At 61.7% G+C, this 22896-nt stretch carries 20 protein-coding genes, 1 pseudogene and 1 riboswitch; of the genes and pseudogenes, 15 read left to right on the top strand and 6 right to left on the bottom strand.

The window, feature by feature from the left end:
- Positions 1-151: 151 nt before the first annotated feature.
- From AC4P1R_RS22190 to AC4P1R_RS22160, 7 genes are read left to right on the top strand one after another with little or no spacing between them, the layout of a single operon-like run.
- Positions 152-1510: an NAD(P)H-dependent oxidoreductase gene (locus AC4P1R_RS22190; RefSeq protein WP_151612478.1), complete on the top strand. Its 1359-nt coding sequence runs from the start codon at positions 152-154 to the stop codon at positions 1508-1510.
- Complete coding sequence (locus AC4P1R_RS22185; RefSeq protein ID WP_151612476.1) at positions 1507-1800, top strand: putative quinol monooxygenase; 294 nt, start codon at positions 1507-1509, stop codon at positions 1798-1800. The genes AC4P1R_RS22190 and AC4P1R_RS22185 overlap by 4 nt, the downstream gene beginning before the upstream one ends.
- A gap of 10 nt (positions 1801-1810) precedes the next feature.
- Positions 1811-2716 (top strand): NAD(P)-dependent oxidoreductase, encoded by a 906-nt coding sequence (locus tag AC4P1R_RS22180; protein WP_492177869.1) that lies wholly within the window; start codon positions 1811-1813, stop codon positions 2714-2716.
- 27 nt (positions 2717-2743) lie between these two features.
- On the top strand, positions 2744-3769 hold the full coding sequence (locus tag AC4P1R_RS22175; RefSeq protein WP_492177868.1) for a DctP family TRAP transporter solute-binding subunit: 1026 nt from the start codon (positions 2744-2746) through the stop codon (positions 3767-3769).
- A gap of 49 nt (positions 3770-3818) precedes the next feature.
- Positions 3819-4331 (top strand): TRAP transporter small permease, encoded by a 513-nt coding sequence (locus AC4P1R_RS22170; RefSeq protein ID WP_492177867.1) that lies wholly within the window; start codon positions 3819-3821, stop codon positions 4329-4331.
- Positions 4328-5602 (top strand): TRAP transporter large permease, encoded by a 1275-nt coding sequence (locus AC4P1R_RS22165; RefSeq protein WP_151612468.1) that lies wholly within the window; start codon positions 4328-4330, stop codon positions 5600-5602. The genes AC4P1R_RS22170 and AC4P1R_RS22165 overlap by 4 nt, the downstream gene beginning before the upstream one ends.
- Positions 5599-6102: a gluconokinase gene (locus AC4P1R_RS22160; protein WP_492177866.1), complete on the top strand. Its 504-nt coding sequence runs from the start codon at positions 5599-5601 to the stop codon at positions 6100-6102. Before AC4P1R_RS22165 ends, AC4P1R_RS22160 begins: the two co-directional genes overlap by 4 nt.
- A 359-nt stretch (positions 6103-6461) precedes the next feature.
- Here the strand turns inward: AC4P1R_RS22160 and AC4P1R_RS22155 are convergent.
- The 5 genes and pseudogenes from AC4P1R_RS22155 to AC4P1R_RS22135 form a co-directional block, all read right to left on the bottom strand.
- Positions 6462-7248: pseudogene (locus tag AC4P1R_RS22155) on the bottom strand (SDR family oxidoreductase).
- A 48-nt stretch (positions 7249-7296) separates the two neighbouring features.
- A complete protein-coding gene (locus tag AC4P1R_RS22150; protein WP_492177865.1) occupies positions 7297-8247 on the bottom strand; it encodes a sugar-binding transcriptional regulator in 951 nt (316 codons plus the stop codon).
- A gap of 24 nt (positions 8248-8271) precedes the next feature.
- Complete coding sequence (locus AC4P1R_RS22145; RefSeq protein ID WP_492177864.1) at positions 8272-9741, bottom strand: FGGY family carbohydrate kinase; 1470 nt, start codon at positions 9739-9741, stop codon at positions 8272-8274.
- Between the two features lie 81 nt (positions 9742-9822).
- Positions 9823-10791: a transketolase family protein gene (locus tag AC4P1R_RS22140; RefSeq protein WP_492177863.1), complete on the bottom strand. Its 969-nt coding sequence runs from the start codon at positions 10789-10791 to the stop codon at positions 9823-9825.
- Entirely contained in the window at positions 10791-11600 is an 810-nt protein-coding gene (locus AC4P1R_RS22135) for a transketolase (RefSeq protein WP_492177862.1), read from the bottom strand. The genes AC4P1R_RS22140 and AC4P1R_RS22135 overlap by 1 nt, the downstream gene beginning before the upstream one ends.
- A gap of 210 nt (positions 11601-11810) precedes the next feature.
- Between AC4P1R_RS22135 and AC4P1R_RS22130 the strand changes: the two genes are divergently transcribed.
- The 5 genes from AC4P1R_RS22130 to ribB all read left to right on the top strand — a co-directional run bounded on the left by AC4P1R_RS22130 (position 11811) and on the right by ribB (position 17120).
- Positions 11811-12785 carry an ABC transporter permease gene (locus AC4P1R_RS22130; RefSeq protein WP_492177861.1) on the top strand — a complete coding sequence of 325 codons (975 nt, stop codon included), beginning with the start codon at positions 11811-11813 and terminating at the stop codon, positions 12783-12785.
- Positions 12786-12911: 126 nt separating this feature from the next.
- The gene (locus AC4P1R_RS22125) at positions 12912-13844 is read left to right on the top strand and encodes a substrate-binding domain-containing protein (protein ID WP_492177860.1); all 933 of its coding nucleotides are present in this window, start codon (positions 12912-12914) and stop codon (positions 13842-13844) included.
- A gap of 26 nt (positions 13845-13870) precedes the next feature.
- Complete coding sequence (locus AC4P1R_RS22120; protein ID WP_492177859.1) at positions 13871-15358, top strand: sugar ABC transporter ATP-binding protein; 1488 nt, start codon at positions 13871-13873, stop codon at positions 15356-15358.
- Positions 15359-15374: 16 nt separating this feature from the next.
- Positions 15375-16163: an SDR family oxidoreductase gene (locus tag AC4P1R_RS22115; protein ID WP_492177858.1), complete on the top strand. Its 789-nt coding sequence runs from the start codon at positions 15375-15377 to the stop codon at positions 16161-16163.
- Positions 16164-16224: 61 nt separating this feature from the next.
- A riboswitch (FMN riboswitch) is annotated at positions 16225-16371 on the top strand.
- 113 nt (positions 16372-16484) lie between these two features.
- The gene (gene ribB / locus AC4P1R_RS22110) at positions 16485-17120 is read left to right on the top strand and encodes a 3,4-dihydroxy-2-butanone-4-phosphate synthase (RefSeq protein WP_492177857.1); all 636 of its coding nucleotides are present in this window, start codon (positions 16485-16487) and stop codon (positions 17118-17120) included.
- A gap of 983 nt (positions 17121-18103) precedes the next feature.
- Here the strand turns inward: ribB and AC4P1R_RS22105 are convergent.
- Positions 18104-19000, bottom strand: a complete 897-nt coding sequence (locus AC4P1R_RS22105; RefSeq protein WP_492177856.1) for a LysR substrate-binding domain-containing protein — start codon at positions 18998-19000, stop codon at positions 18104-18106.
- A gap of 108 nt (positions 19001-19108) precedes the next feature.
- Here AC4P1R_RS22105 and AC4P1R_RS22100 point away from each other — a divergent pair, with 108 nt between their 5' ends.
- Genes AC4P1R_RS22100 through AC4P1R_RS22090 form a run of 3 tightly spaced genes read left to right on the top strand, consistent with a single transcriptional unit; the run spans position 19109 to position 22894 of the window.
- Positions 19109-20347, top strand: coding sequence for a trans-sulfuration enzyme family protein (locus tag AC4P1R_RS22100; RefSeq protein WP_492177855.1), 1239 nt, complete (start codon positions 19109-19111; stop codon positions 20345-20347).
- 2 nt (positions 20348-20349) lie between these two features.
- On the top strand, positions 20350-21948 hold the full coding sequence (locus tag AC4P1R_RS22095; protein WP_492177854.1) for an ABC transporter substrate-binding protein: 1599 nt from the start codon (positions 20350-20352) through the stop codon (positions 21946-21948).
- 10 nt (positions 21949-21958) lie between these two features.
- The gene (locus AC4P1R_RS22090) at positions 21959-22894 is read left to right on the top strand and encodes an ABC transporter permease (protein WP_492177853.1); all 936 of its coding nucleotides are present in this window, start codon (positions 21959-21961) and stop codon (positions 22892-22894) included.
- Positions 22895-22896: the final 2 nt, after the last annotated feature.

The following is a 22896-nucleotide window of genomic DNA, read 5'->3' as shown; positions in this document are numbered from 1 at the left end:
CCGACGAAGATCGTCGGCACGTTGGGAGGAAATACCGAAATCTTCGTCTGCGGTACCACCGTAATCGGTGCCCGGAAACGCGATCGTCGGCGCCCTACCTGCGTGCGCTTTGAGTTTCCGGCCCTGTGGCCGCAAGACGGAGTCATCCACTATGAACCTTTATTCGATGCTTGCCGCGCGTCATGCCGAAGGGCGCCCCATTCGTGTCGGCCTGATTGGCGCCGGCAAGTTTGGCTCGATGGTGCTCGCTCAGGCCCGCAAGATTGCCGGCTATCACATCGTCGGCGTTGCGGATCTCGATGCCGGCAAGGCCCGTGCCTCGCTGAAGCGCACCGGCTGGCAGGAAGACGAGTACGGCGCCCGGTCCCTGTCTGATGCGATGGACACCGGCAAGACCTTCGTGACCGAAGATGCCGCCGCGCTTTGCGCCTTCGAGGGCATCGAATGTATCATCGAGGCGACCGGGCATCCGATTGCCGGCACCCGTCATGCGCTGTTGGCGATCGACGGCATGAAGCACATCGTCATGGTCAACGTCGAGGCTGACGTGATGTGCGGCCCGATCCTGGCGGCCAAGGCGCGGGCCAGGGGTCTCGTCTACTCGATGGCCTATGGCGACCAGCCGGCCTTCATCTGTGAACTCGTCGACTGGGTCCGGTCTTGCGGCTTCGAACTGATCTCCGCCGGCAAGGGCATGAATTTCGAGCCGCGTTACCGCTATTCGACGCCGGATACCGTCTGGGGCTACTTCGGTTGGACCGAGGAAGAAGTCGCCAAGGGCGACTTCAATCCGAAGATGTACAACTCCTTCACCGACGGAACCAAGGCTGCAATCGAAATGGCCGCTGTCGCCAATGGCACCGGGCTTGACTGCCCGGACGACGGACTGGCTTTCTATCCGTCTGGATTGCAGGACTTGGCATCCGTGTTCAAACCCGTCTCGGAAGGCGGTCGTTTGCCGAAGGCCGGTCTCGTCGACATCGCGGCAAGCCAGGAGCCCGATGGGCGTGAGGTGTTGAACAACATCCGTTACGGCATGTTCGTCACCTTCAAGGCGCCCGATGCATATACCCGCGACTGCTTCAAGCAGTATGGCCTCCTGACCGACAAGACCGGTTGGTACGGCTCCATGTGGCGCCCCTTCCACCTGATCGGACTGGAGACCTCCGTATCCGTTCTTTCGGCGATTCTTCGCGGCGAACCCACCGGCTCGTCGAAGGAATATCGCGGTGACGCGGTTGCGACAGCCAAGGGGGACTTCAAGGCCGGCGACATGCTCGATGGCGAGGGCGGGTACGCCGTCTGGGCCAAGGCCATTCCGGCCACGATCTCCAGTGAGATCGATGCCCTGCCGATCGGCCTCGCTCACAACGTCAAGCTCAAAAAGCCGATCAGGCGCGACCAGGTTGTGCGCATGTCCGATGTCGTACTCGTGGACGATCTCGACGTGGTCGAGTTGCGTCGTGAACAGGTGCGCACCATGGGCCCGACATCCGAGGTTGCGGCATGAGCTATGTCGTCCTGCCGCAATTTGACGTCGCCGAAGACCGCCTAGAGACCTTTCTGGAGGCCGCCAGGGACGACGCAGAGAACTCCGTTGCAAATGAACCCGGATGCCAACAGTTCGATGTCGTCGTGGACCGCCGCGTCTCGCCGATAAAGGTGATGTTCTACGAAGTCTATGACGACCGGGCCGCCTTCGAAGCGCATTTGAAAACTCCGCATCTGGCGCGGTTCAGGCAAGCCTTGAGCCTTGTCACGGAAGGGTCGGTAGGCTTCTTCGAACGCGTTGCACCTTGAGGATCAAGCGATGAGCAGAGGCAGCGTTGCGGTGCTTGGTACGGGGCTGATGGGCGGACCGATGGCGGCCAACCTCGTTGCGTCCGGTTTCGATGTTGCGGTGTGGAACCGTAGCGCCGACAAGACACAGTCACTCGCCAAAATGGGAGCCGGCCCTGCCGGCAACCCGGCAGGCGCTGTCATCGACGCCGACTGGGTCGTGGTGATGCTGTCGTCCGGTCGCGTCTGTGATGAGGTTCTCTTCGGTCCCGAAGGCGCCGCGCGCGCCATGCGCAAGAATGCGCTGTTGATCGTCATGTCCTCCATTGGCATGGCCGACGCCCAACTGATGGCTGACAAGGCCAGAAAGCTGGGGCTCCGCTGGCTCGATGCACCTGTCTCGGGCGGAACTCCGGCGGCGAAGGCCGGCACCCTTTCGATCATGGCGGGCGGCGACATCGAAGACGTCAGAGCGGCCAACCCGGTTTTGTCAGCAATGGGCCGGGTGGTGCATATCGGACCCGCCGGAACGGGAGCACTGGCAAAGCTGGTCAACCAGCTTCTGGTCGCAAGCACGATCGTTGCCATCTCCGAGGCCATGTTGATGGCAGAGGAGGGCGGCGCCGACCCGGCCAAGGTGCGCGAAGCGATGCTGGCTGGTTTTGCCTTTTCGCGAATTCTCGAGCTTCACGGTCAGCGCATGATCGCCGGCGACTTCGCGCCGGGTGGGCCCGCGAAATACCAGATCAAGGATACAAGGGCGGCGCTCGATGTGGCCGCCGCGCTCAACCTCGAACTACCGGTCCTCCGACTCGCGGACGGACTGTTCACGTCACTGGTCGACCATGGAGGTGGAGACCTCGACCATTCGGCGTTGATACTCGAACTCAAACGTCGGAACGGAAGACTGCCCCCGGGCAGCCCCCTGCACGACTGATCTTAAGTAAAGGGAGGAGACCCGATCATGAAGAAACTTAACACCACCCGTCGCGCCGTCATGCGCGGGATTGCCGTGGCTGCGATGATAGCAGCCGGTTGCGGGATTGCTGCGCCGTCTTTCGCACAGACGTCGCTTCGCCTGGCCGTACCAGATCCGGCCGACAGTTCCGTCGGTCGCGCCGCAACCCGGTTCGCCGAGTTGGTCAACGAGAAGACCGGCGGCGAGGTGACGATCCAGGTCTTCCCCGATGGCGTGCTCTTCGGCAAGGATCAGAATGCGGCCATCAATCAGCTTGGCTCGGGAGCTCTGGACGGCCTGATCCTGGCGACATCCGTCTACGCCTCCTTCGAGCCGAAGATGAATGCCATTTCCTTGCCCTACCTGTTCGCGAACTACGATCAGTTGAAGGCCTATCTCGCCGGCGAACCGGGTCAGGAACTGCTGACCTCGCTGGATCGCCTGAACATCAAGGGGCTCGGCTTCTTCCTGCGGACCTTCCGCGATGTGACCACGCGCGACCGGGCCATAACCAAGGCAGAAGACTTCAAGGGACTTACCCTGCGCACGCCCAACAATCCGTTGTTCGTTCGTCTCTTCCAGGCGCTAGGCGCCAACCCGACGCCGATGGCCTTCTCAGAGGTCTATTCGGCTTTGCAGCTCAAGGCGATCGATGGGCAGGAAAACCCGGTCGAGGTCCCGTACAACAACCGCTTGTACGAGGTTCAGGGTCAGCTCAACATGACCCAGCACCTCGCTGACAGCTTCCTTCTCGGACTTTCGTCGACTGCCTGGGCCAAAATTCCCGAAGAGCACCAGGACGCTGTACAGGAAGCGGCGGAACTGATGATTTCCGAGCACGACGCCGAGGAGATCCGGCAGGAAGAGGCGATCATCGGCAAGCTCAAGGAAAAGGGCATGCAGGTGAATGACTTCGCCGACGGCGAGCTTGAGAAGGTTCAGGAGATCGCCCGCGGCATCTATGGCGAATTCGAAGATAAGATCGGTGCCGATTTCATGAAGAAGAGCATCGACTTCGTGAAGGCGAACTGATCCGATTGCGGGGCGCTTCGGCGCCCCGGTTCGCCAGAAAGAGGACGTCATGCAACTCCTGGACAAGATCATCTGGCGGGTGGTCGATGCCGTCCTGCTTGTCGCCGTCATCAGCATGGTGGTGCTGATTGCGCTTCAGGTCGGTTCCCGCCTCGTCGGACACTCCGTGGCCTGGACCGAAGAGCTCTCGCGATTTCTCTTCATCTGGACCATCTGGCTCGGCCTTGCGGCGGGCTTCCGCAACGGTCAGCATCCCGCGCTGAATTTCCTGACCGGCCTGATCCCGGCCTCCATGCGAATCGCTTACCGGCTTATCCCGGCTGTGAGCGCAATGATCCTGTTCGGGGTTGTCACATGGCAGGGCTGGCATCTCATGATGCAGCAGATCAGGTTTGGGGAGGAATCTGCGATCCTTCAGATCGGAATGTGGCTGGCGACCCTGCCGCTCGTGCTTGGCGCCGGTCTCGCCATTGTCGGAACCGCGGTCAATGCGATCGCGCAAGGTAATGAAGACGACGTCGCTGTCGCGGTGCTCGGCAATCACGAAGGAGCCGTTAAATGAGCTACACGCTGATCGCTGTCTTCGCGCTGTTGGCGCTGCTCGACGTTCCGCTTTCCGTCGCGCTCGGTCTGTCGTCGGTCGTGACGCTCTGGTGGTTCGATCTGCCGCTTTCGATGATCACGCAGTCGATGGCGACGTCGATCAACTCCTTCCTCCTGATCGCGGTTCCGCTGTTCATCCTTGCTGGCCAGATCATGGAGCGCGGCGGGCTGTCCGAGCGGATCTTCGACGCCGCCGAGGCACTGGTCGGCCGGCTCCCCGGGGGCGTCGGCCATGTCAACATTGCCTCAAGTTTCGTGTTCGGCGGGATTTCCGGGTCTTCCGTTGCCGACATCGCCAGCCTCGGTCCGATCACCATCCGTTCGATGACGTCGCGCGGTTATCCGAGGCCCTATTCTGCAGCTCTAACCCTGATCACCTCGACGCTGGCAACACTGGTGCCGCCGTCGATCCTGATCATCGTTGCGGCCGCGTCTGCTGGCCAGTCCGTCGGTGCGGCACTCGCGGGAGGCCTTGGCCCCGGCATTCTGCTCGCTGTCGCCCTGGCGATCTACAACACGATCATTTCGCGCAAGAAGGGCTATGGTGCGATCACCAACTTCAGCATGCGCCATTCGGCGCGCTCGCTATTCCGGGCACTGCCGTCCGTCGGCGCCCCGATCATCATCTTGACCGGCATGTTCTCAGGCGTCGTGACCCCGACCGAGGCGGCCGGCTTGGCGGTGCTCTACACGATGATCGTGGCCGGCATCGTGCATCGGGAGATCGGTTTCAAGGACGTTGTCGAGCTCACCATCAGTTCAGGGAGGCTGGCAGGCTCGGTTCTTCTCATACTGATGGTGGCGAGTGCAGCCACCTTCGTGTTCACGGTCGATCTCTTGCCGCAAAAGGCTTCAGGTGTGCTGTCGACGTTCGGGGGGTCGCCGTTCATGACGCTGATGTTGATGGGGCTCATCTTCATCATCGTTGGCATGTTGATGGACATCGTTGCGGCGGCACTGATGCTGATCCCCGTCCTGATGCCGGCGGCCGTTGCTGCGGGCGTGGAACCGATGCATTTCCTGATCTACATGGTCGCCTGCCTGGCGGTCGGCCTGGCAACGCCGCCGGTCGGGACCTGTCTATTTGCCGCAGCCTACGTATCCAAGGTGCCGACGCCGCGCCTCGTCGCCGCAGCAATGCCGTTCTACGCGGTCAATCTCGTCGTGCTGGTCATGATCGCGGCCTTCCCCGAGATCGTCATGCTGCCGATCAGGTGGCTGACCCTATGAGTGCGCCGCGCATCGTCGTCATGGGCGTGAGCGGTTGCGGCAAGTCGACGATCGGCGCGTGCCTGGCGACACGGCTCGGGCTTAAGTTTGTGGAAGGGGACGAGTTGCATCCGGTTGAGAATATTGAGCGGATGCGGAATGGGCTTCCGCTCGACGACGACATGCGCTGGCCCTGGCTGGACCGGATTTCTAACAGTCTCCAGAAGCATGCTGATGGCGTAGTTGTGTCTTGCTCCGCGCTCAAGCGGACCTACAGACAGCGGCTTTCCATGGCCAATGCCGTGTTCTTTCTGCACATCGACGTCGAGCGCGAGAATCTGTTGCGACGGATGTCATCCCGCCAGCATTTCATGCCGACATCCTTGCTGGACAGTCAATTGGCAACGCTCGAGCCACTGGCGCCTGACGAGTTTGGTGCGACGCTGGACGGAAGGCTAAACCTGCCACGCCTGCTTGCGGCGGCCGAAAGTGTTCTCGGCCCAGCCATCTCGAACATCTAAGCTCTCCTGCCGTCTTGAAATCGGCATGGATGGAAACAGGATGTTGGAGGACCGTGGGGGTCTCCAGAGTCGGGTTTCCATTCTCGCGGAGTGCCGTGTAGCAGTCGCGCCGGTCCCCGCCACGCCGTCAACCAACGTGGCCGCCCTTCGGGCTCACCCGCGCAGGGCGCAACTGTGCCGATGCGTCACCATGCTGATTAATGGGGTCGATGGTTCGATCCGGCTCAAGACCGTGGTTTTGCCCGCTACTCCCTAGGTAAGGTGCGCGTCCCGTAAAGGCGCGCGACATCCGATGCGCGCCCAGTCCGTGCATTAGTCCGTGCATTAGATTGTGCGGTTAGCACTAATACACGATATGACTAGGACATGATCAGCCCGCCATCGACATTGATGGTCTGGCCGGTAATGTAGGCGGCATCGTCCGAGGCGAGAAAGGCGACGAGCGCGCCGACTTCGGCAGGCGTGCCAGCGCGACCCATGGGGATGCCTTCGACCCATTCGGTCATCAGTTCGCCCGGGCCGTAATCGCCGAGCATTTTCCCCCAGACACGATCGTTATAGTCCCACATCTCAGTGTGGATGATACCGGGGCAAATGGCGTTGACGGTGATGCCTTCTCGGGCGAGTTCCTTTGCAAGGCTCTGCGTTAGGCCGACCACACCGAATTTCGAGGCGGCATAGTGCGGGGTGTAGATGAAGCCCATGGCGGGCCTGGCCGGAGGCGGTATTGATGAGGCGGCCTTTGGTGCCGCGGGCGCGGAAGCGGCGGATTGCCTCCTGGCAGCAGAGGAAGACACCCTTGGTGTTAACATCGAGGTTGAGGTCCCATTCGCGCTCTGTGAGGTTCTCGACCTTGGCGATGGTGATGACCCCGGCATTCTGTACGGAGACGGAAATGGCGCCGAGCTTCGCTTCGGCCTCGCCGTAGGTCTCCTGTACGGCCTTAGCGTCGGTCACGTCCAGTGCAAGGCCGATCACCTCGGCGCCGGTTTCCTGTGCCAGCGCTTCGGCGGCTGCGGGCGTGTCCTTTTCGATCGCCGCGATTGCCACCTTTGCGCCCTCGTCGGCAAAACGCTTGGCGATACCGCGCCCGATGCCCTTGTTGCCCCCGGTGACGAATACCGTCTGACCTGCAAAACGCCTCATGACCTTTCCTCCATAAGCGCAGCAGGCCGAAGACTGGTTCCGAATGGATCAGGCCGTGAGGCGTGCCGCAGTGAACTTGTCGGTGACAAGCACATCGATGATGCCCAATTTCAGGGCGCCGGCGATGGCCTGAGTTTTGGATTCTCCGCCCGCCAGCGCCATAACGCGGTCGGTCTTGCGCAGGTCGTCCAGCGAGATGCCGATTACGCGGTCGTTAAGCGGGGTTTCGACCGGCTTTCCGTCCTTGTCGTAGAATCGGTAGGAAATCTCGCCGACCGCCCCGGCCTCGTGCAGCATCGCCATTTCCTGGCGGGAGAAGGTGTTGCCGGAACGGGCGAGCAGTTCGGACGGCTCCACCGCGCCGATGCCAACGATGGCGAGGCTGAGGCGGCCGAAGAGGTCCATCGTCTCGCGCACGACCGGGTCGGCGAGCATGACGAGTTTCGCCTCGCGTGAGGAGGTGATGCCCTGCACGAGGAGGAGCCGCGGCTCGCCTCCGGTCAGTCGTGCAAGGCGCGCAGTCAGCTGCGTGGCATGGGTCTGCACCGAGGCGTCACCCATGCCGCCGAGGATCTGCACGATGTACTTGGCCTTGGCGTTCTTCAGCGGGTGGATGTTGTCCACCATGCGCAGGATGGTCTGACTCCAGCTTGAGACACCGACAATCTCGTCCTGCTGCAGCGTGACTTCGAGGAAGTGCGCTGCCGCCTCGCCGATGCGCGCCATGATCGCCCCGTCACGGTCTTCCGAACAGTCGATGACGATCGCTTCGGTCAGGCCGTAGCGCTGGCGTAGCGCAGTTTCGAGTTCGGCGAAGGTGCCAGGCGGCGGGATGACCGTCGTACGGACGATATCCTCCTGTTCGGCGCGCTTCAGCATGCGCGAAACGGTCGCCTGCGACATGTGCATGATCTCGGCGATCTCCGCCTGCCGCTTGCCATCGATATGGTACATCTGGGCAACGCGGGCGATCAGTCGAAGCTCGTTGAGCCGTCCCATTGGGTCCTCCAGAGCGGTGAATTTTTATTCACTCATAGTTGAAGGACCCGGAACGGTCGAGCGGTAGATTGCGTCCTGCCAAACTAGGAGGCGATCTGTGTTGTCGGAGATACGCGGGGCGATGTCGTTGCTGGCGCGCGGCAGGGCGGCGATGGTGGAGATATCCGCCCAGACACCCAGCGAGAGACCGGCGAGATAGGCCGCGCCGAGCGCGGAGGCTTCGGGTGCGTCGCACTGGGTGATGGTGTGGTTCAGTGTATCGGCAACGCATTGCATCAGGAAGGTGTTCTTGCTCGGGCCGCCATCGGCGTAGAGGCGGCCAAGCGGCGCCGGTGACTGTGCCGACATGACCTTGAATACGTCATGGACCTGTAAGGCCATGGAATCCGTCACGGCGCGAGCCATCTGTGCGCGTGTTGTGTTGAAGGTGATGCCGGAGAACAACGCCCGCGCATCGGAACGCCAATGGGGCGCTCCGAGACCGACGAAGGCTGGCACGAAACCGGGGCCGCCGGGCTCGGCCGTGGCGGCGAGATCGGTCAATGCCTGCACGTCGGGAAGGCCGAGCATCTCGACCATCCACGGTAGCGCCGCGGCAGAAACGAGGATATTGCCCTCGAAGGCATAGGTCGGCTTTCCGCCAACCGACCAGGCGATCGTCGTGGTAATGCCCTGCTCGGGGGCGATGAAGTGCGGCAGGGTCGTCATGATCGACGAACCGGTGCCGAAGGTCACCTTGCCGTCGCCAGGATTGAAGGCGCCGTGGCCGAAGAGCGCGGCATGGCTATCGCCGATAGCCGAGGCGATCGGGATGCCGTCCGCAAGACCCGGCACGTTCTTCGTCACGCCGAAGCGGGAGGCGCTGTCACGCACCTCGGGCAGGGCGGATTTGGGCACGCCGAACAGGGCGCAGAGTTCTTCGCTCCAGACCTGCCGGTTGAGGTCGTAGAGCTGGCTGCGCGCGGCGTTGGCGGCGTCGCAGGCATGGACCGCGCCGTCGGTGAAACAATAGATGAGCCAGGCATCGATGGTGCCCATGCGGACGTCATGGCCCGAGGGTACCCGGTCCAGCAGCCACTTCATCTTGGGACCGGGGAACATCGGATCGATCGGCAGGCCGGTGAGCGCTTGGACGCGCGGGGCATGGCCCAACGCCGTCAGTTCGGCGCAGGCCGGTGCGCTGCGGCGGCACTGCCAGCTCACCACCGGGCCGAGAGGTTTGCCGGTGGCTGAGTCCCAGACGGTGACGGACTCGCGCTGGTTGGAAATCGCAATGCCGAGGATGTCGACCTCGGGGCCGGCTTGCAGGCAGGCCGCAATCGCCTCCTGTACGGACTCCCACAGGCGCAGCGGGCTTTGCTCGACCCAGCCCGGTTGTGGGTGTTCGATGCCGACCGGGGAGGCCCCGCGCGACAGGATTTCGCCGGCCGTGGAGACGAGCACGGCTTTCGAGTTCGTGGTGCCCTGGTCGATGGCGAGAATTGCGGTCGTCATGGCGGCTCCGGCAGGCAGCAATTGGGGGCGCGGCGAAAGGGAGGACTTGCCGCGCCCGGCACGGGATCTAAACGCGCACTATCATGTGCGGGAAGATTTCCGTGCAATCAATGCGACGGCTGCTTCGACGATGGCAGCAGGGGACATGCCGAATTCGTCGAGCAGAAACTCGGCGGAACCGGTGGGGGCGAAGGTGCCCGGCACGCCGAGGATTTTCATCGGCGCCGGCGCTTCAGCCACGACGATTTCGGCGATGGCCGAACCGAGGCCGCCGAACGTCGAATGTTCTTCCGCCGTTAGGATGGCGCCGGTCTCAAGGGCGGCGGCCACCACGGCCTCGACGTCGATCGGGCGGACCGTCGCCATGTTGAGCACGCGGGCCTCGATCCCCTGTTCGGCAAGGAGGTCGGCGGCCTTCAGCATGCGGTGGGACAGCGTGCCGTTAGCGATCAACGTGATGGCGTCGCCGTCGCGCAGCAGGTTGGCCTTGCCCAACTCGAATTTGTGGCCGGCCGACAGCAGGTCCGGAACCCCGACGCGCGACAGGCGGAGGAACACCGGCCCTTCGTAATAGGCCGCCCATTCTACGGCCGCAGCCGTTTCGATCGAGTCGCAGGGCGCGATCACCGGCAGGTTCGGCAGCACGCGGGTCCAGGCGAAGTCCTCGATGGAGTGGTGCGTCGGACCGAGTTCGCCATAGGCCATGCCCGAGGAGATGCCGACCAGCTTCACATTGGCGTTGGAATAGGCGATGTCGGCCTTGATCTGCTCCAGCGACCGGCCGGTCAGGAAGCAGGCGGCGCCGCAGATGAAGGGCAGGAGACCGCCATTGGCAAGGCCGGCGCCGACGCCGACCATGTTCTGTTCGGCGATGCCGACATTGACGAGGCGCTCCGGCCATTTGGACTTGAAGCCGCCCAGCTTGGACGAGCCGACGGAATCGTTGCACACCGCCACGACCTTGGGATTGTCTGCGCCGAGGCGTTCCAGTACGGCAACGAAGGCGTCGCGGCAGTCGTGCAGCTTGGCAGAAGGTGTCACGACGTTCATCACAGGGCCTCCGAAAGCTGAGCCACGGCAATCTTGTATTGTTCGGCATTCGGCACCTTGTGGTGCCATTCGACTTTGTCCTGCATGAAGGAAATGCCGTGGCCCTTATTCGTATGGGCGACGATGCAGTGCGGGCGGTTGCCGCGCTTTTCCAGCGCCGGAACGATTTCGTCCATGGCGTTGCCGTTGATCTCGGTGGCATCCCAGCCGAAGGCTTCGAGCTTGGCGGGGAAGGGGGCGAGATTGTTCGTATCCTTCAGCGCCGCGCCCTGCTGGAAGCGGTTGTGGTCGATGATCAGCGTCAGGTTGTCGAGGCCGAACTGTGCGGCCGACGCGATGGCCTCCCAGTTCGATCCTTCCTGCATCTCGCCGTCACCGGTCATCACATAGGTATGGTACTTCGCGCCAGTCAGCTTCGCGGCCTTCGCCATGCCGACCGCGACCGGCAGGCCGTGACCGAGCGGCCCGGTATTGGTCTCGACACCCGGAACCTTGGTGCAGTTCGGGTGCCCGTTGAGACGCGAATGCGGCTTCAGGAACGTGCCGATCTCTTCCTCCGGAATGAAGCCGCGCTTGGCGAGCGTCACATAGAGCGCGAGCGCCACATGGCCCTTAGACAGCACGAAACGGTCGCGATCCGGATGCTTCGGCTGATCGGGCCAGATGCGCAGCACGCGGAAATAGAGCGCCGTCAGAATGTCGATGGCAGACATTTCCCCGCCGATATGGCCGGCGCCGGCTTCGAAGACCGCCTGCAGATCGCGGAGGCGGATCTGTCGAGCGATACGGTCGAGATCGTTCGGCTGCATGAAATCCTCGTGATGAATAAATATACAGTTACACATATACTTGCACGTCGGTCCAGCAAGTCAAGCGCAAATGCGCGTCGCTCCCGCAGAATATCCCTGAGTCGGTGATATTGACAGGCCCCTGAGTTATCCTGTACGAATTAACACGCACCATTGAATAAATATGCCAAGTCCGCCGAATGAGGAGGCGGATGATGCGGGAGGACGCGCATGCAGGCTGCAGTGCAAGAGAAGCAAGGGACTGCCGTAAGGCAGCTTCCGTCATTAAAGGGCGCGACTGGTCCGCTGATCGGACTCATCGTGCTGTGCCTCTTCCTCACCTTCGCGACGGACAAGTTCTTATCGGTGCGGAATTTCCTCAACGTGCTCGACCAGATCACGGTGCTGGGCGTCATGGCCGTCGGCATGACCCTCGTCATCCTGATCGGCGGTATCGACCTTGCTGTGGGCTCCGTGATGGCGCTGGCGATGATGGTGCTCGGTTACCTCAACGTCGTGGCCGGCGTGCCGATGTGGCTCGCCATTCCCCTGGCGCTCGCTGCCGCCTCGCTCAACGGCCTCATCGCGGGCCTTCTCATAACGCGCTTCAACGTACCGGCCTTCATCGCGACGCTCGCCATGATGTCGATCGCGCGCGGCCTTGCGAACATGATCACCGATGGCCAGCAGATCATCGGTTTTCCGGCCTGGTTCAACATGATGGCCATCGTGCGCTTTGGCGGCGTCCTTACGCCGACTGTTGCCTTGATGATCGTGGTCTTCATCGTCGGCCTTCTCTACCAGCGCTACCGCCACGGCGGGCGCGTGCTCTATGCCATCGGCGGCAACGCCGAAGTGGCGCGTCTCGCCGGCATCAACGTCCAGCGAGCGACCGTGCTCGTTTATGTCGTCTGCAGCTTCCTTGCCGGCCTTGCCGGAATGGTGCTCGCGGCTCGTCTCGACTCGGTCCAGCCGTCGTCGGGTGTTTCCTATGAGCTGGACGCCATCGCGGCGGTCGTTATCGGCGGCACGTCTCTTTCGGGCGGCACCGGCGGCATTGGCGGCACCGTCATCGGTGTGCTGATCATCGGCGTCCTACGCAACGGTCTCAACCTGCTCAGCGTATCGCCCTTCATGCAGCAGGTCATCATCGGCGCCGTCATCGTGCTCGCCGTCACCGCCGAAACTTACCGCAGGCGGAAATAACGACTTTCACCCCGTTTCCGAGACGCGACGGGGTGCTGAAAACGGTCAGCAATGGTGCGGGCCGGCAAAGGAGAAGGTGACCGCCTGCGAGGTCAGGGCGTCACCGGCCAATTCGGAGGAGAAACTATGAAACTGTCCACGCTGCTGATGGCGGCAACTGCCGCTTCGGTCCTCGCGCTTCCTGCATCCGCCGCTGAGGTCAAGAAGATCGGCCTTGCCGTTCCGAACCTTCAAGCCGACTTCTTCAACCAGATCAAACTCGGCGTCGAAAAGCACGCCAAGGAAAAGGGCGTCGATGTGATCGTCGTCGACGCGAAGAACGACACCAACACGCAGGTCAGCCAGGTACAGGACCTGATGACCCAGGACATCGACGCCTTCATCTATATCCCGGCTGGCGCCGCAGCCGCTGCCGTGCCGACCCGCCTTGCCCGCGAAGCCGGCATTCCGGTGATCAACGTCGACCGCGTTCCGGACGGCGCACCGGGCGACACCTTCATCGCCGGCGAGAGTGTCGAATCCGCCTATGCCGTCTGCAAGCACATCATCGAGAAGGCCGGAGGTTCGGGCAAGATGGCGATCATCCACGGCCAGAAGGGCACGACGCCGGAAGTCGATCGCTTCACTGGCTGCAAGCGCGCCATCGACGAGAACAAGGGTGTCGAACTGGTCGACCAGCAGTGGAGCAACATGTGGTCGGCCGACGAGGGCTTCTCGATCGCGCAGAATATGCTGCAGGCAAATCCGGACATCACGATCATCTTCGGTCAGGCCGACGGTCTCGCCATGGGTGCGGCCAAGGCGGTCGATGTCGCCAATCTCTCCGACAAGGTGATTATCGGCGGTTATGACGGTGACGTCTCGGCCCTCGAATACCTCGCAAAATGCAAGGGGCCGTTCATCGCGACCGCAACGCAGAGCACTCAGAAGATGGGCGTTCTCGCCGTCGAATCCGCGCTTGCCGTCGCCGCCGGCCAGAAGATCGAAGAGCGCCAGACGCCGAACGCTGTTCTGACGACCTGCGAAAACGCACCGGAGTTCGTGAAGAGCCATCCGTAATCGGTCTTGATGCGAAAGGCAGCGCCATGACGACCCGCTCTCCCATCCTGTCGCTCCGTGGAATCCGGAAGGTCTACGGTCCGATCAAGGTTCTCCACGGTGTCGACCTCGACATCTATCCGGGAGAAGTCGTGGCGCTGCTCGGTGAGAACGGTGCCGGAAAATCGACCCTGTCGAACATCATTTCCGGCACCGTGCAACCCTCAGCGGGCGAAATGACCTGGCTGGGCAGGGCCTACGTCCCCACCGATCCCCGTGCCGCGATGGACGAGGGGGTAGGCATGATCCATCAGGAGCTGAAACTGCTTCCGAAGCTCTCCATCGCGGAGAATGTGTTCGTCGGTCGCTACCCGAAGAAGGCGGGTCGGATCGACCGTAAGGCGATGGAAGATCGGGCACGCAGCGGCCTTCACCGGCTGGGTCTCGACATCTCGCCCGATCGCCTCGTCGAGGGACTTTCGACCGGCAAGCAGCAGCTCATCGAAATCGCCAAGGCTCTGACGCTCAATGCACGCCTCCTCATCCTCGACGAACCGACCGCCGCGCTCGGTGGCGAGGAGACCCAGCTTCTCTTCCAGCAGATCGAACGGCTTAAGTCGGAAGGGGTCGGCATCATCTACATTTCGCACCGACTGGAGGAAATCCGTCAGATCGCCGACCGCATCGTCGTCATGCGCGACGGTGCGAAGGTGCAGGAATTCGAGAGGGGCGACGTGCCGGTACGCACCATCGTCGAGGCCATGGTCGGGCGCTCCCTGGAGCGCATGTTCCCGACCCTGCCTCCCGCGACCGACCAGGTGACGCTGGAGGTGCGTAACCTTTCGTCGCCGTCCAACGCATTCCGCGACATCAACTTCTCTGTTCACAAGGGCGAGGTTTTCGGCATCGCCGGCCTCATGGGGGCGGGCCGAACCGAACTCGTACGCGCCATCAGCGGCGCCGATCCCATCTCCGGCGGCGAGGTCCTGCTGCACGGCAGGCCCGTCACGCCCCGCTCCCCGATCGATGCGATCCGCAACGGTATCGTTCTCGTGCCGGAAGATCGAAAGCTCCAGGGGGTCGTGCTCGATCATTCGATCGCAGAAAACATCGGCTATGCCAATCTCGGCGAGATCTCCCGCAATGGCTGGATCTCGTCGCGCCGCATCCAGCAGTTCGCCGACGACTGCATCAAGAAGTTCGGGGTAAAGGGCCGCGGCGGGCAGAATGCGGGCGAGCTTTCCGGGGGCAACCAGCAGAAAGTAGTGCTCGCCAAATGGCTGGCGCGCAAGCCGCAGGTGGTCGTGCTGGACGAGCCGACGCGCGGCATCGACGTAGGTGCACGCTCGTCGATTTACGATCTCATCATCGATCTCGCGCGCGATGGCGTCGCGGTCATCGTGGTCAGCTCGGATCTCGAGGAGGTGCTCGGCGTCTCCAGCCGTATCATGGTCATGGCGCAGGGCAAGCAGGCCGGCATCCTGAACCGCGAGGATGCCAACGACGTCTCGGTCATGGAACTGGCAACGATTTAAGCAAGGAACAATCCATATGTCTGAAATCACCCTCGACGCGCCGAAACTGTTCGACCTTTCCGGAAAGGTCGCTTTCGTGACGGGCGCGGGCAGCGGCATTGGCCAACGCATCGCAATGGGTCTCGCCCAGTGTGGCGCAGATGTCGCGTTGCTCGACCGTCGCACCGATGACGGTCTTGCGAAGACAGCCGAATTCATCGCAAAGACCGGAAGTCGCAGCATCCAGATCGCCGCAGACGTCACCAGCGGCGCGGCGCTCAACGGCGCGGTGGCGCGTACAGAAGCGGAGCTGGGCCGGCTGACCCTCGCGGTCAACGCTGCGGGCATCGCCAATGCCAATCCAGCCGAGGAAATGGACGAAAGTCAATTCCAGACGATGATGGACATCAATCTGAAAGGCGTTTTTCTTTCCTGCCAGGCGGAAGCACGCGCCATGCTGAAGAGCGGCCGCGGATCGATCGTCAACATCGCCTCCATGTCCGGTGTCATCGTAAACCGCGGCCTCAACCAATGCCATTACAACGCCTCCAAGGCGGGCGTGATCCACATGACGAAGTCCATGGCGATGGAATGGGTCGGCCGCGGCATCCGTGTGAACACGATCAGCCCGGGCTATACGGCAACGCCCATGAACACCCGGCCGGAGATGGTGCAGCAGACCAAGCTCTTCGAGGAGCAGACGCCGATGCAGCGCATGGCGAGCGTTGACGAGATGGTCGGCCCGGCCGTCTTCCTCCTGTCGGACGCGGCGAGTTTCGTGACCGGCGTCGACCTCCTCGTGGATGGTGGTTTTTGCTGCTGGTAAATATTACAGGGCCGAAAAAAATCCGGACCCTTGCAATTTGCTGCGGAAATTTCTTAATTACGCGTGTTCTCAGGGCGGGGTGAAATTCCCCACCGGCGGTATCCGGAGCAATCCGGGAGCCCGCGAGCGCTTCCATGCACGTGGAAGGTCAGCAGACCCGGTGAGAGGCCGGGGCCGACGGTTAAAGTCCGGATGGAAGAGGACATGCCTGCATAACCGCTTTTTCAAGGAGCGGGTACGGGCCTGTTCGCCCAAGGGATGAATAGCGGCCGAGAGGCCGCGGTTTAACGCCGATACCGGCAACCCTTGAAAGGCAATGAAATGGCAATCTCGAAAGTTGAAGACGCAATTGCGGCGCTGGGGCGCGGTGACATGATCGTCGTCGTCGACGACGAAAGCCGCGAAAATGAGGGCGACATCATCGTCGCCTCGGAAGCGGTGACGCCCGAAGCGATCGCGTTCATGATGAAACACGCCCGCGGCCTCATCTGCGTGGCGATGGAGGGCGAGCGCCTCGACGCGCTCGGTATCCCTCTTATGGTTCCGCAGAACACCGAATATCACAAGACAGCCTTCACCGTTTCGGTCGATTATCTGCCGGCAACGACGACCGGCATTTCCGCCGCCGACCGGGCCGCGACAGTGAAAGCGCTCATGGATCCGGCTTCGGCGCCTGAAGATTTTGCCCGTCCTGGTCACATTTTCCCCTTGCGGGCGCATCCTCGCGGCGTGCGCGGCCGTCCCGGCCATACGGAGGCCGCTGTCGATCTTGCGCGCCTTGCGGGCAAGGCTCCGTCAGGCGTAATCTGCGAGGTCGCTAACGACGACGGCACGATGGCACGGCTTCCCGAACTGATGGCATTCGCTGAGTTGCACGGGTTGCCGCTTGTCACCATTGAAGATCTGATTGCATATGTCGAGGGACGGAAGTCGGCTGATGCCGCAGAAGCCGCGTAGACGAAGTGGGATCGGCGGCGTCTGCTCGAAGATCGCTCACGCCGCCGCCCCGCAGCAACGGGGGCCGCGGTTCGACCCTACTCAAGGCGATGGATTCGCTACAGCCTCTTAACAATGCCATCCCTCCGACGCCGGTTCCACGTTTGAGATTCGCGAAACTTTGCGATAGCGCTACAATACATGGCGATGAACAACGAAATGAATCAGACGCAGAGTTCCGCAGACGCATCGGCTACCGTTGCATTCATAGATCTTGCCGGATTCAGTGCTATTGCGGACGTCCACGGAGACGCTTCCGCGATCGCAGTGCTGGAGATTTTCGAGAGCATGGTCCGCGAGGCTCTTCGCGGCTATGAGCCTCCTATCAAATGGATTGGTGATGAGGCAATGCTCTCGTTTCGTGATCCGGAAACAGCGATCCAGACACTTGGAAGGCTGTTACAGGCATGCCGGAAAGAACCGCGTCTGCCGCTCACTCGGGCGGGGCTGAATCACGGCCCGGTTTCCGAAGAGCAGACGATCTCTTTGGATCGACCGTCAACATCGCAGCGCGCGTCGCGGCGCTCGCATCCCCCGGTCAATTGCTTGCCACTAGACCCATTGCTGAGGCGGCCGCCGCCCGCGGCATTCTGGTGCGAGATCTGGGGGCGGTGGCGGTTCGATCGGTAGCCGGCGAAATCCCCCTTTATGAGATAGAGCTTGCCCCGTCGGTTGATCCGGCCTGGATCGATCCGGTGTGTAAGATGCATGCACCGTATGCGTCCTATCGACGGGCGCCGCCGCGGGGGCCATGGTTCTGTTCGCCGGGTTGCGAAGAGGCATATCGGAAGTCGCCACAGACCTATGCGTTGCCACGATGACGTAACTCAATGCCCTGCGCGAAAGCTGGCACTGGCGCACCTTCAGCAACTATCGGCTCCGGGGCGCGAGACAATGATGCGCGCTTTCACCACCCAGCCGTCGTGCCCGCCCATGCTGGTCGGCTACGACGAATAGCCTTCTCCGCTGGCATGCTTCTTCAGTTCACTTATGAGGTCTCTGACAATTCTCGAGGGTTGGCGGTTGGGGGGCAGAAGCAGGAGAGTTCGAAAATATATGGCGGGTTCGAAGGGCCGGACGACGAGATTTTTTCCCAGATAAGGTTCCGCCGTCAGCGGGTTCACAACGCCGCAGCCGAGTCCTGCGTTGACCATTGCGCAAATGGTCGTCGAGTAGGGCGTCTCAAGAACGATCTTAGGCTTCACGGCTCGTTCATCGAATATCGCGTCGACCTGCCGACGCGTCGTGTCCTCGGGGGCGAGCGCGATGAAAGGTTCGCCGTGCAGGTCCGCCGCAAGTATGACGGAGCGTTTCGTCAGATGGTGGTTGGCCGGAAGCGCAATCGCCGTGCGGTAGTTCGCAAAAGGCCGCGCATCGACGCCGGCCAGATCGATCTCGTCCGCTGCCAAACCGACGTCGAACTGACCGGAAGCGACCAGATCCTTCACAACCGAGGACATTCTGGCCTGGAACGTAATTGCCACCTCAGGATGGCGTTGCTGAAAATTAAACAGCGCCTTGGGAACTATATTGGTGCTAAGCGCCGAAAGACTGGCAATTCGGATTTCGCCAGAGCCAAAATCGCGAATCCGGGCCGCTGCGCTACGCAGATGGATGAGCCCCGTGAAGGATTGCTCGACTTCGCGAAAGAACAGTTGGGCCTCCGAGGTCGCTATCAGCCGCCCATTAGTTCGATGGAAGAGTGCAAGCCCGGTGGTGCGTTCCAGTTCCTGAATGGCCTTGCTGACGGCCGGTTGCGAGATCCTGAGGACCTCAGCGGCACGCGATGCGGTGCCGTTGGTCATCACCGCATGGAAGACTTCGATCTGGCGCAGATTCATGAGAATGCCCTATAACCTATGCGAATAGACTACATCAATATTAATATTAGACGGAATAGGTCGCCAACTGTTTAAATCCTCTTCGAAACGAGGGGAGCAGACAGCAAAATGAAGGATCATACGAACTGTGTGGTGACGCCGATTGTGAAGGCGGATGGGTTCGATCCGCTCGGGGTCGCAGTCCATCGCGGCTCGACCATCGTCTTCAGATCGGCGGACGAGTATGCAAATCGCGCCAAGCGCGGCATGGACGGCTATTCCTACGGTCTCTATGGAACACCGACGACCCGCACACTCGAGCGCAAGATCACGCAGCTGGAGAAAGGCGCGAGGACGTTCCTGGCGCCGTCCGGACAGGGTGCAAATGTGATCGCGATGCTGGCATTTGTCGGGGCTGGGGACAAGGTTCTCATAGCGGACAGCTGCTACCCTCCCGTTCGGGATTTCGCGACCCATGACCTGAAACGCCTAGGGGTCGCCGTCGACTTCTATGATCCGATCTCGCCCTCTGCCCTCGAGCACCGCATCGACGATCGCACACGCATGGTCTGGTGTGAGTCTCCCGGCTCCACCACGTTGGAAGTCCAGGACCTGCCGAGGATCGTCGAGATCGCCCACCGGGCAGGCGCGCTGGTCGGTTGCGACAATACCTGGGCTACTCCGTTGAACTACAAGCCGCTGGGCTACGGCGCCGATATCGTCACGGAGGCACTGACAAAATACGTATCCGGCCACTCCGACGTGCTGATGGGATCGATCACCGTTTCCACAGACGCTCTCGCCGGTCCCGTGCGGGGGCTACTCGGACGCTACGGGATAGGAGTGTCGCCCGACGATGCGGCCTTGGTACTTCGTGGCATGGAGACACTCCCGGTCCGGCTGGCTTACGCATCCGAGTCTGCGTTGCAGTTGGCGCAAATCTTCCGTGACCATCCGCTCGTAGACCGCGTCCTTTTTCCGCCAATGCCGGGGTGCGCCGGACATGAGCTGTGGAAGCGCGATTTCCTTGGTGCAAGCGGCGTTTTCAGCGTGGTGTTCAAGCCAGACGTTTCGGCCCACCTGGCCGCTGCGCTCGACCAACTGCAAGTCTTTGCCATAGGGGCCTCCTGGGGCGGGACGCGCAGCCTCGTTGCGCCGATGCAGGTCCGCTCAAATCGTTCCGAGACCGAATGGACAGACGATGACTTGCTCCTACGGGTCAGCGCCGGACTTGAGGCGCGCGAAGACTTGCGCGCAGACATCGAGCGGTTGCTTGCCTCCCTTGAGGAAAAAAATCTCCCCCAGCGGCTTCCTGTGAGCGCGCTGGATGGAACCCGATACATGCTCAACAACGAACAAGGGGAATGAAGATGAACCAGAGGATTTCGTCATTTACAGTAAACCGGCGCCATTTCCTGGGCGGATTGTCAGGAGTGCTCTGCGTCACGGCGGCTGCAAGCCTGCTGCCGCGCATAGCTTCCGCTGCGGTGGACGAGGGCACGTTGAGGGTAGCGATCGCGAAGGCGGCAGGCGACCTCAATCCGCACAAGTACACCGGCCTCTTTGCCGTGCAGGATCTCTTGTTCGAGCCGCTGTTCAATTACGCCCATGACGGGAGCATTGAGCCCGGCCTCGCCACGGACTGGGCAGTCGAGGACGGCGGCAAGTTGCTCAATCTTAAGCTTCGCGAGGGGGTAACCTTCCACGACGGGACGCCGTTTGATGCCGCGGCGCTCAAATGGAATCTCGACCGTTGGATCGGCATCGAAGCCAACAACTGGATGAACTCTTCGCGCCTTTTCGCCGGTCTGGAGATCGTCGACGACCATCATGTGCGAATTCGGTTTCGCGAACCGGTTCTCGGTCTCCTACAAGAGTTCACGTATGTCCGGCCCGTCCGGTTCTTGAGCCCGAACTCCGTCGCTGACGACGGAAGCTACAAGCAACCGATCGGAACCGGCCCATGGCGCCAAGTGAGCAGCAGCAACGAGGCAAGCCTTTTCGAGCGCTACGACGACTATTGGGGCGACAAGCCGGCCTTTCCGAAACTCGAAGTCAGGGTTCTGCCGGATTCTCGAGGCCGCATGGCGGCTCTGAGAGCTGGAGACATTGACTTGATGGGCGGTGCCTTTGCGTCGCCGATCACAGCGACGGAAGCCCAAACCCTGAGTGCCGCGGGCGTTCAAGTCGCCATCGATCCCGGCACCACGACGATGGTGATGGCTTTCAACCCGGACCGCGTCGACGCTTTGAAGGATCCGAGGGTTCGCAAGGCAATCAATATCGGCATCGATCGAGCCGCGATTTCGCAGGTCCTCTATCGCGGCCTTGCGTCGTCTACCGGGAACCTGTTCTCTCCGAACGTGCCGATGTCCGGCAAGCGCTATGACACGCCCGTCCGCGACATCGAGGCAGCGAAAGCGCTCCTCGAAGCAGCAGGCTGGACCGGCGAACCGATGCGTTCGAAGAACGGCCAGCAGCTCGCGCTCGAGCTCGTCGTCAGCGAGGAGCAGATTCCTGGCTCTCGGTCTGTGGCGGAAGTCATCCAGGCAGAGCTGATGGAATTGGGCATCCAAGTGACGATCCGCTCGGTCGACCATGCGTCACGCCACAGCGATATCCCCGAACGCAAATTCGACCTCGCCTTCTTCCAGACCTTCGGCGCACCTTACGAGCCGTTCGGTACGATCGTAGGTCTCTTTCTTTCAACCTATGACAATGGCGTCGACGGAAAGCTGTTTATCGATGCGGAGCATCTTGACCCGCTTGTGACTGCTGCAATGTCGGCATCCGAAGACGACATGGGTGCAGCGCTTCAGGAAGTCTATGACTGGCTGCACGACAACGACGCGATTGCGCCGCTCCTGTTCGTACCGGGCATCTGGGCTCATTCAGAGCGGGTTAGCGGCTTCGAGGGGCCCGCGACCGAATACGACATGCCCTACGAGCACATCTCCCTGGTGGAATGAGGAGGAGACGGTGACAGGTTTTATCGTCAAAAGAGCACGCAACGCAGTCATTCTTTTATTTCTGGCGTCGCTGCTCTGCTTCACGCTGGTGGTTTCGGCGCCCGGCAACGTGGCAATTCTGATTGCAGAGCTGCGGACGCCGACGGCCACCAAGGAGGACATCGCCAAGGTGGCAGAGGAGATCGGTCTCAACAAGCCGCTCTTCGTCCGCTACGCTGACTGGCTCGGGGACGCGGCGATAGGAGATTTTGGTGTCTCCTATAAAACCGGCGAGGAGGTCGGTGCATCACTCAGAAGCCGACTATCCGTGACCGCGACGCTCGTCGCCGGGGGAGCGGTAGTCGCCTTCGTGCTCAGTCTCATTCTCGGATTTGCTGGCGCGTTCGCCGCTCACCGACTGCCGGACCATCTCACACGGGGACTGGCGCTTCTCGGCGCCTCCACGCCCTCCTTCTTCGTGGGAGCGTTACTGGTCTATGCCTTTTCGGTATCGCTGCGGCTCTTTCCCACTTTCGGCTACGACGGGTTGGCGAGCTTCATTCTTCCATGGCTCACGCTAGGCTTTCTGCCGGCCGCCGTGCTCAGCCGCGTGATCCGCGTCGGTCTGGAAGAGGTCATGGCGCGTCCTTTTGTGCAGACAGCTATGAGCAAAGGGTTCAGCCGCCCTCGGATCCTCATTCGAGATGCGCTTCCGAACATCGCACCCACCTACCTGAATGCGCTCGGCACACAAGTGGGCGTCATGGTGGTCGGAGCGGTAGTGGTGGAGCCGCTGTTTGCCTGGCAGGGAATCGCGGACCTGTTTCTTACCGGTGTGCGATTCCGCGACTTCATGGTGGTGCAGGCCTGTCTGCTGATCTTCATCACCTTCTTCATCATTTTGAACGTGATCGTCGACATTGCGATGATGCTTACCGATCCGCGTCAGCGTCGTCAGAGGACTTAACC

Source organism: Sinorhizobium sp. Y406 (genome assembly GCF_058732025.1).
This window is presented reverse-complemented; position numbering and strand designations above follow the sequence as displayed.

What these genes read in the sequence shown, in the direction of transcription:
- AC4P1R_RS22190 (WP_151612478.1), top strand. Translation starts at nt 152, where the DNA reads ATGAACCTTTATTCGATGCTTGCCGCGCGTCATGCCGAAGGGCGCCCC.
- AC4P1R_RS22185 (WP_151612476.1), top strand. Translation starts at nt 1,507, where the DNA reads ATGAGCTATGTCGTCCTGCCGCAATTTGACGTCGCCGAAGACCGCCTA.
- AC4P1R_RS22180 (WP_492177869.1), top strand. Translation starts at nt 1,811, where the DNA reads ATGAGCAGAGGCAGCGTTGCGGTGCTTGGTACGGGGCTGATGGGCGGA.
- AC4P1R_RS22175 (WP_492177868.1), top strand. Translation starts at nt 2,744, where the DNA reads ATGAAGAAACTTAACACCACCCGTCGCGCCGTCATGCGCGGGATTGCC.
- AC4P1R_RS22170 (WP_492177867.1), top strand. Translation starts at nt 3,819, where the DNA reads ATGCAACTCCTGGACAAGATCATCTGGCGGGTGGTCGATGCCGTCCTG.
- AC4P1R_RS22165 (WP_151612468.1), top strand. Translation starts at nt 4,328, where the DNA reads ATGAGCTACACGCTGATCGCTGTCTTCGCGCTGTTGGCGCTGCTCGAC.
- AC4P1R_RS22160 (WP_492177866.1), top strand. Translation starts at nt 5,599, where the DNA reads ATGAGTGCGCCGCGCATCGTCGTCATGGGCGTGAGCGGTTGCGGCAAG.
- AC4P1R_RS22150 (WP_492177865.1), bottom strand. Translation starts at nt 8,247, where the DNA reads ATGGGACGGCTCAACGAGCTTCGACTGATCGCCCGCGTTGCCCAGATG.
- AC4P1R_RS22145 (WP_492177864.1), bottom strand. Translation starts at nt 9,741, where the DNA reads ATGACGACCGCAATTCTCGCCATCGACCAGGGCACCACGAACTCGAAA.
- AC4P1R_RS22140 (WP_492177863.1), bottom strand. Translation starts at nt 10,791, where the DNA reads ATGAACGTCGTGACACCTTCTGCCAAGCTGCACGACTGCCGCGACGCC.
- AC4P1R_RS22135 (WP_492177862.1), bottom strand. Translation starts at nt 11,600, where the DNA reads ATGCAGCCGAACGATCTCGACCGTATCGCTCGACAGATCCGCCTCCGC.
- AC4P1R_RS22130 (WP_492177861.1), top strand. Translation starts at nt 11,811, where the DNA reads ATGCAGGCTGCAGTGCAAGAGAAGCAAGGGACTGCCGTAAGGCAGCTT.
- AC4P1R_RS22125 (WP_492177860.1), top strand. Translation starts at nt 12,912, where the DNA reads ATGAAACTGTCCACGCTGCTGATGGCGGCAACTGCCGCTTCGGTCCTC.
- AC4P1R_RS22120 (WP_492177859.1), top strand. Translation starts at nt 13,871, where the DNA reads ATGACGACCCGCTCTCCCATCCTGTCGCTCCGTGGAATCCGGAAGGTC.
- AC4P1R_RS22115 (WP_492177858.1), top strand. Translation starts at nt 15,375, where the DNA reads ATGTCTGAAATCACCCTCGACGCGCCGAAACTGTTCGACCTTTCCGGA.
- ribB (WP_492177857.1), top strand. Translation starts at nt 16,485, where the DNA reads ATGGCAATCTCGAAAGTTGAAGACGCAATTGCGGCGCTGGGGCGCGGT.
- AC4P1R_RS22105 (WP_492177856.1), bottom strand. Translation starts at nt 19,000, where the DNA reads ATGAATCTGCGCCAGATCGAAGTCTTCCATGCGGTGATGACCAACGGC.
- AC4P1R_RS22100 (WP_492177855.1), top strand. Translation starts at nt 19,109, where the DNA reads ATGAAGGATCATACGAACTGTGTGGTGACGCCGATTGTGAAGGCGGAT.
- AC4P1R_RS22095 (WP_492177854.1), top strand. Translation starts at nt 20,350, where the DNA reads ATGAACCAGAGGATTTCGTCATTTACAGTAAACCGGCGCCATTTCCTG.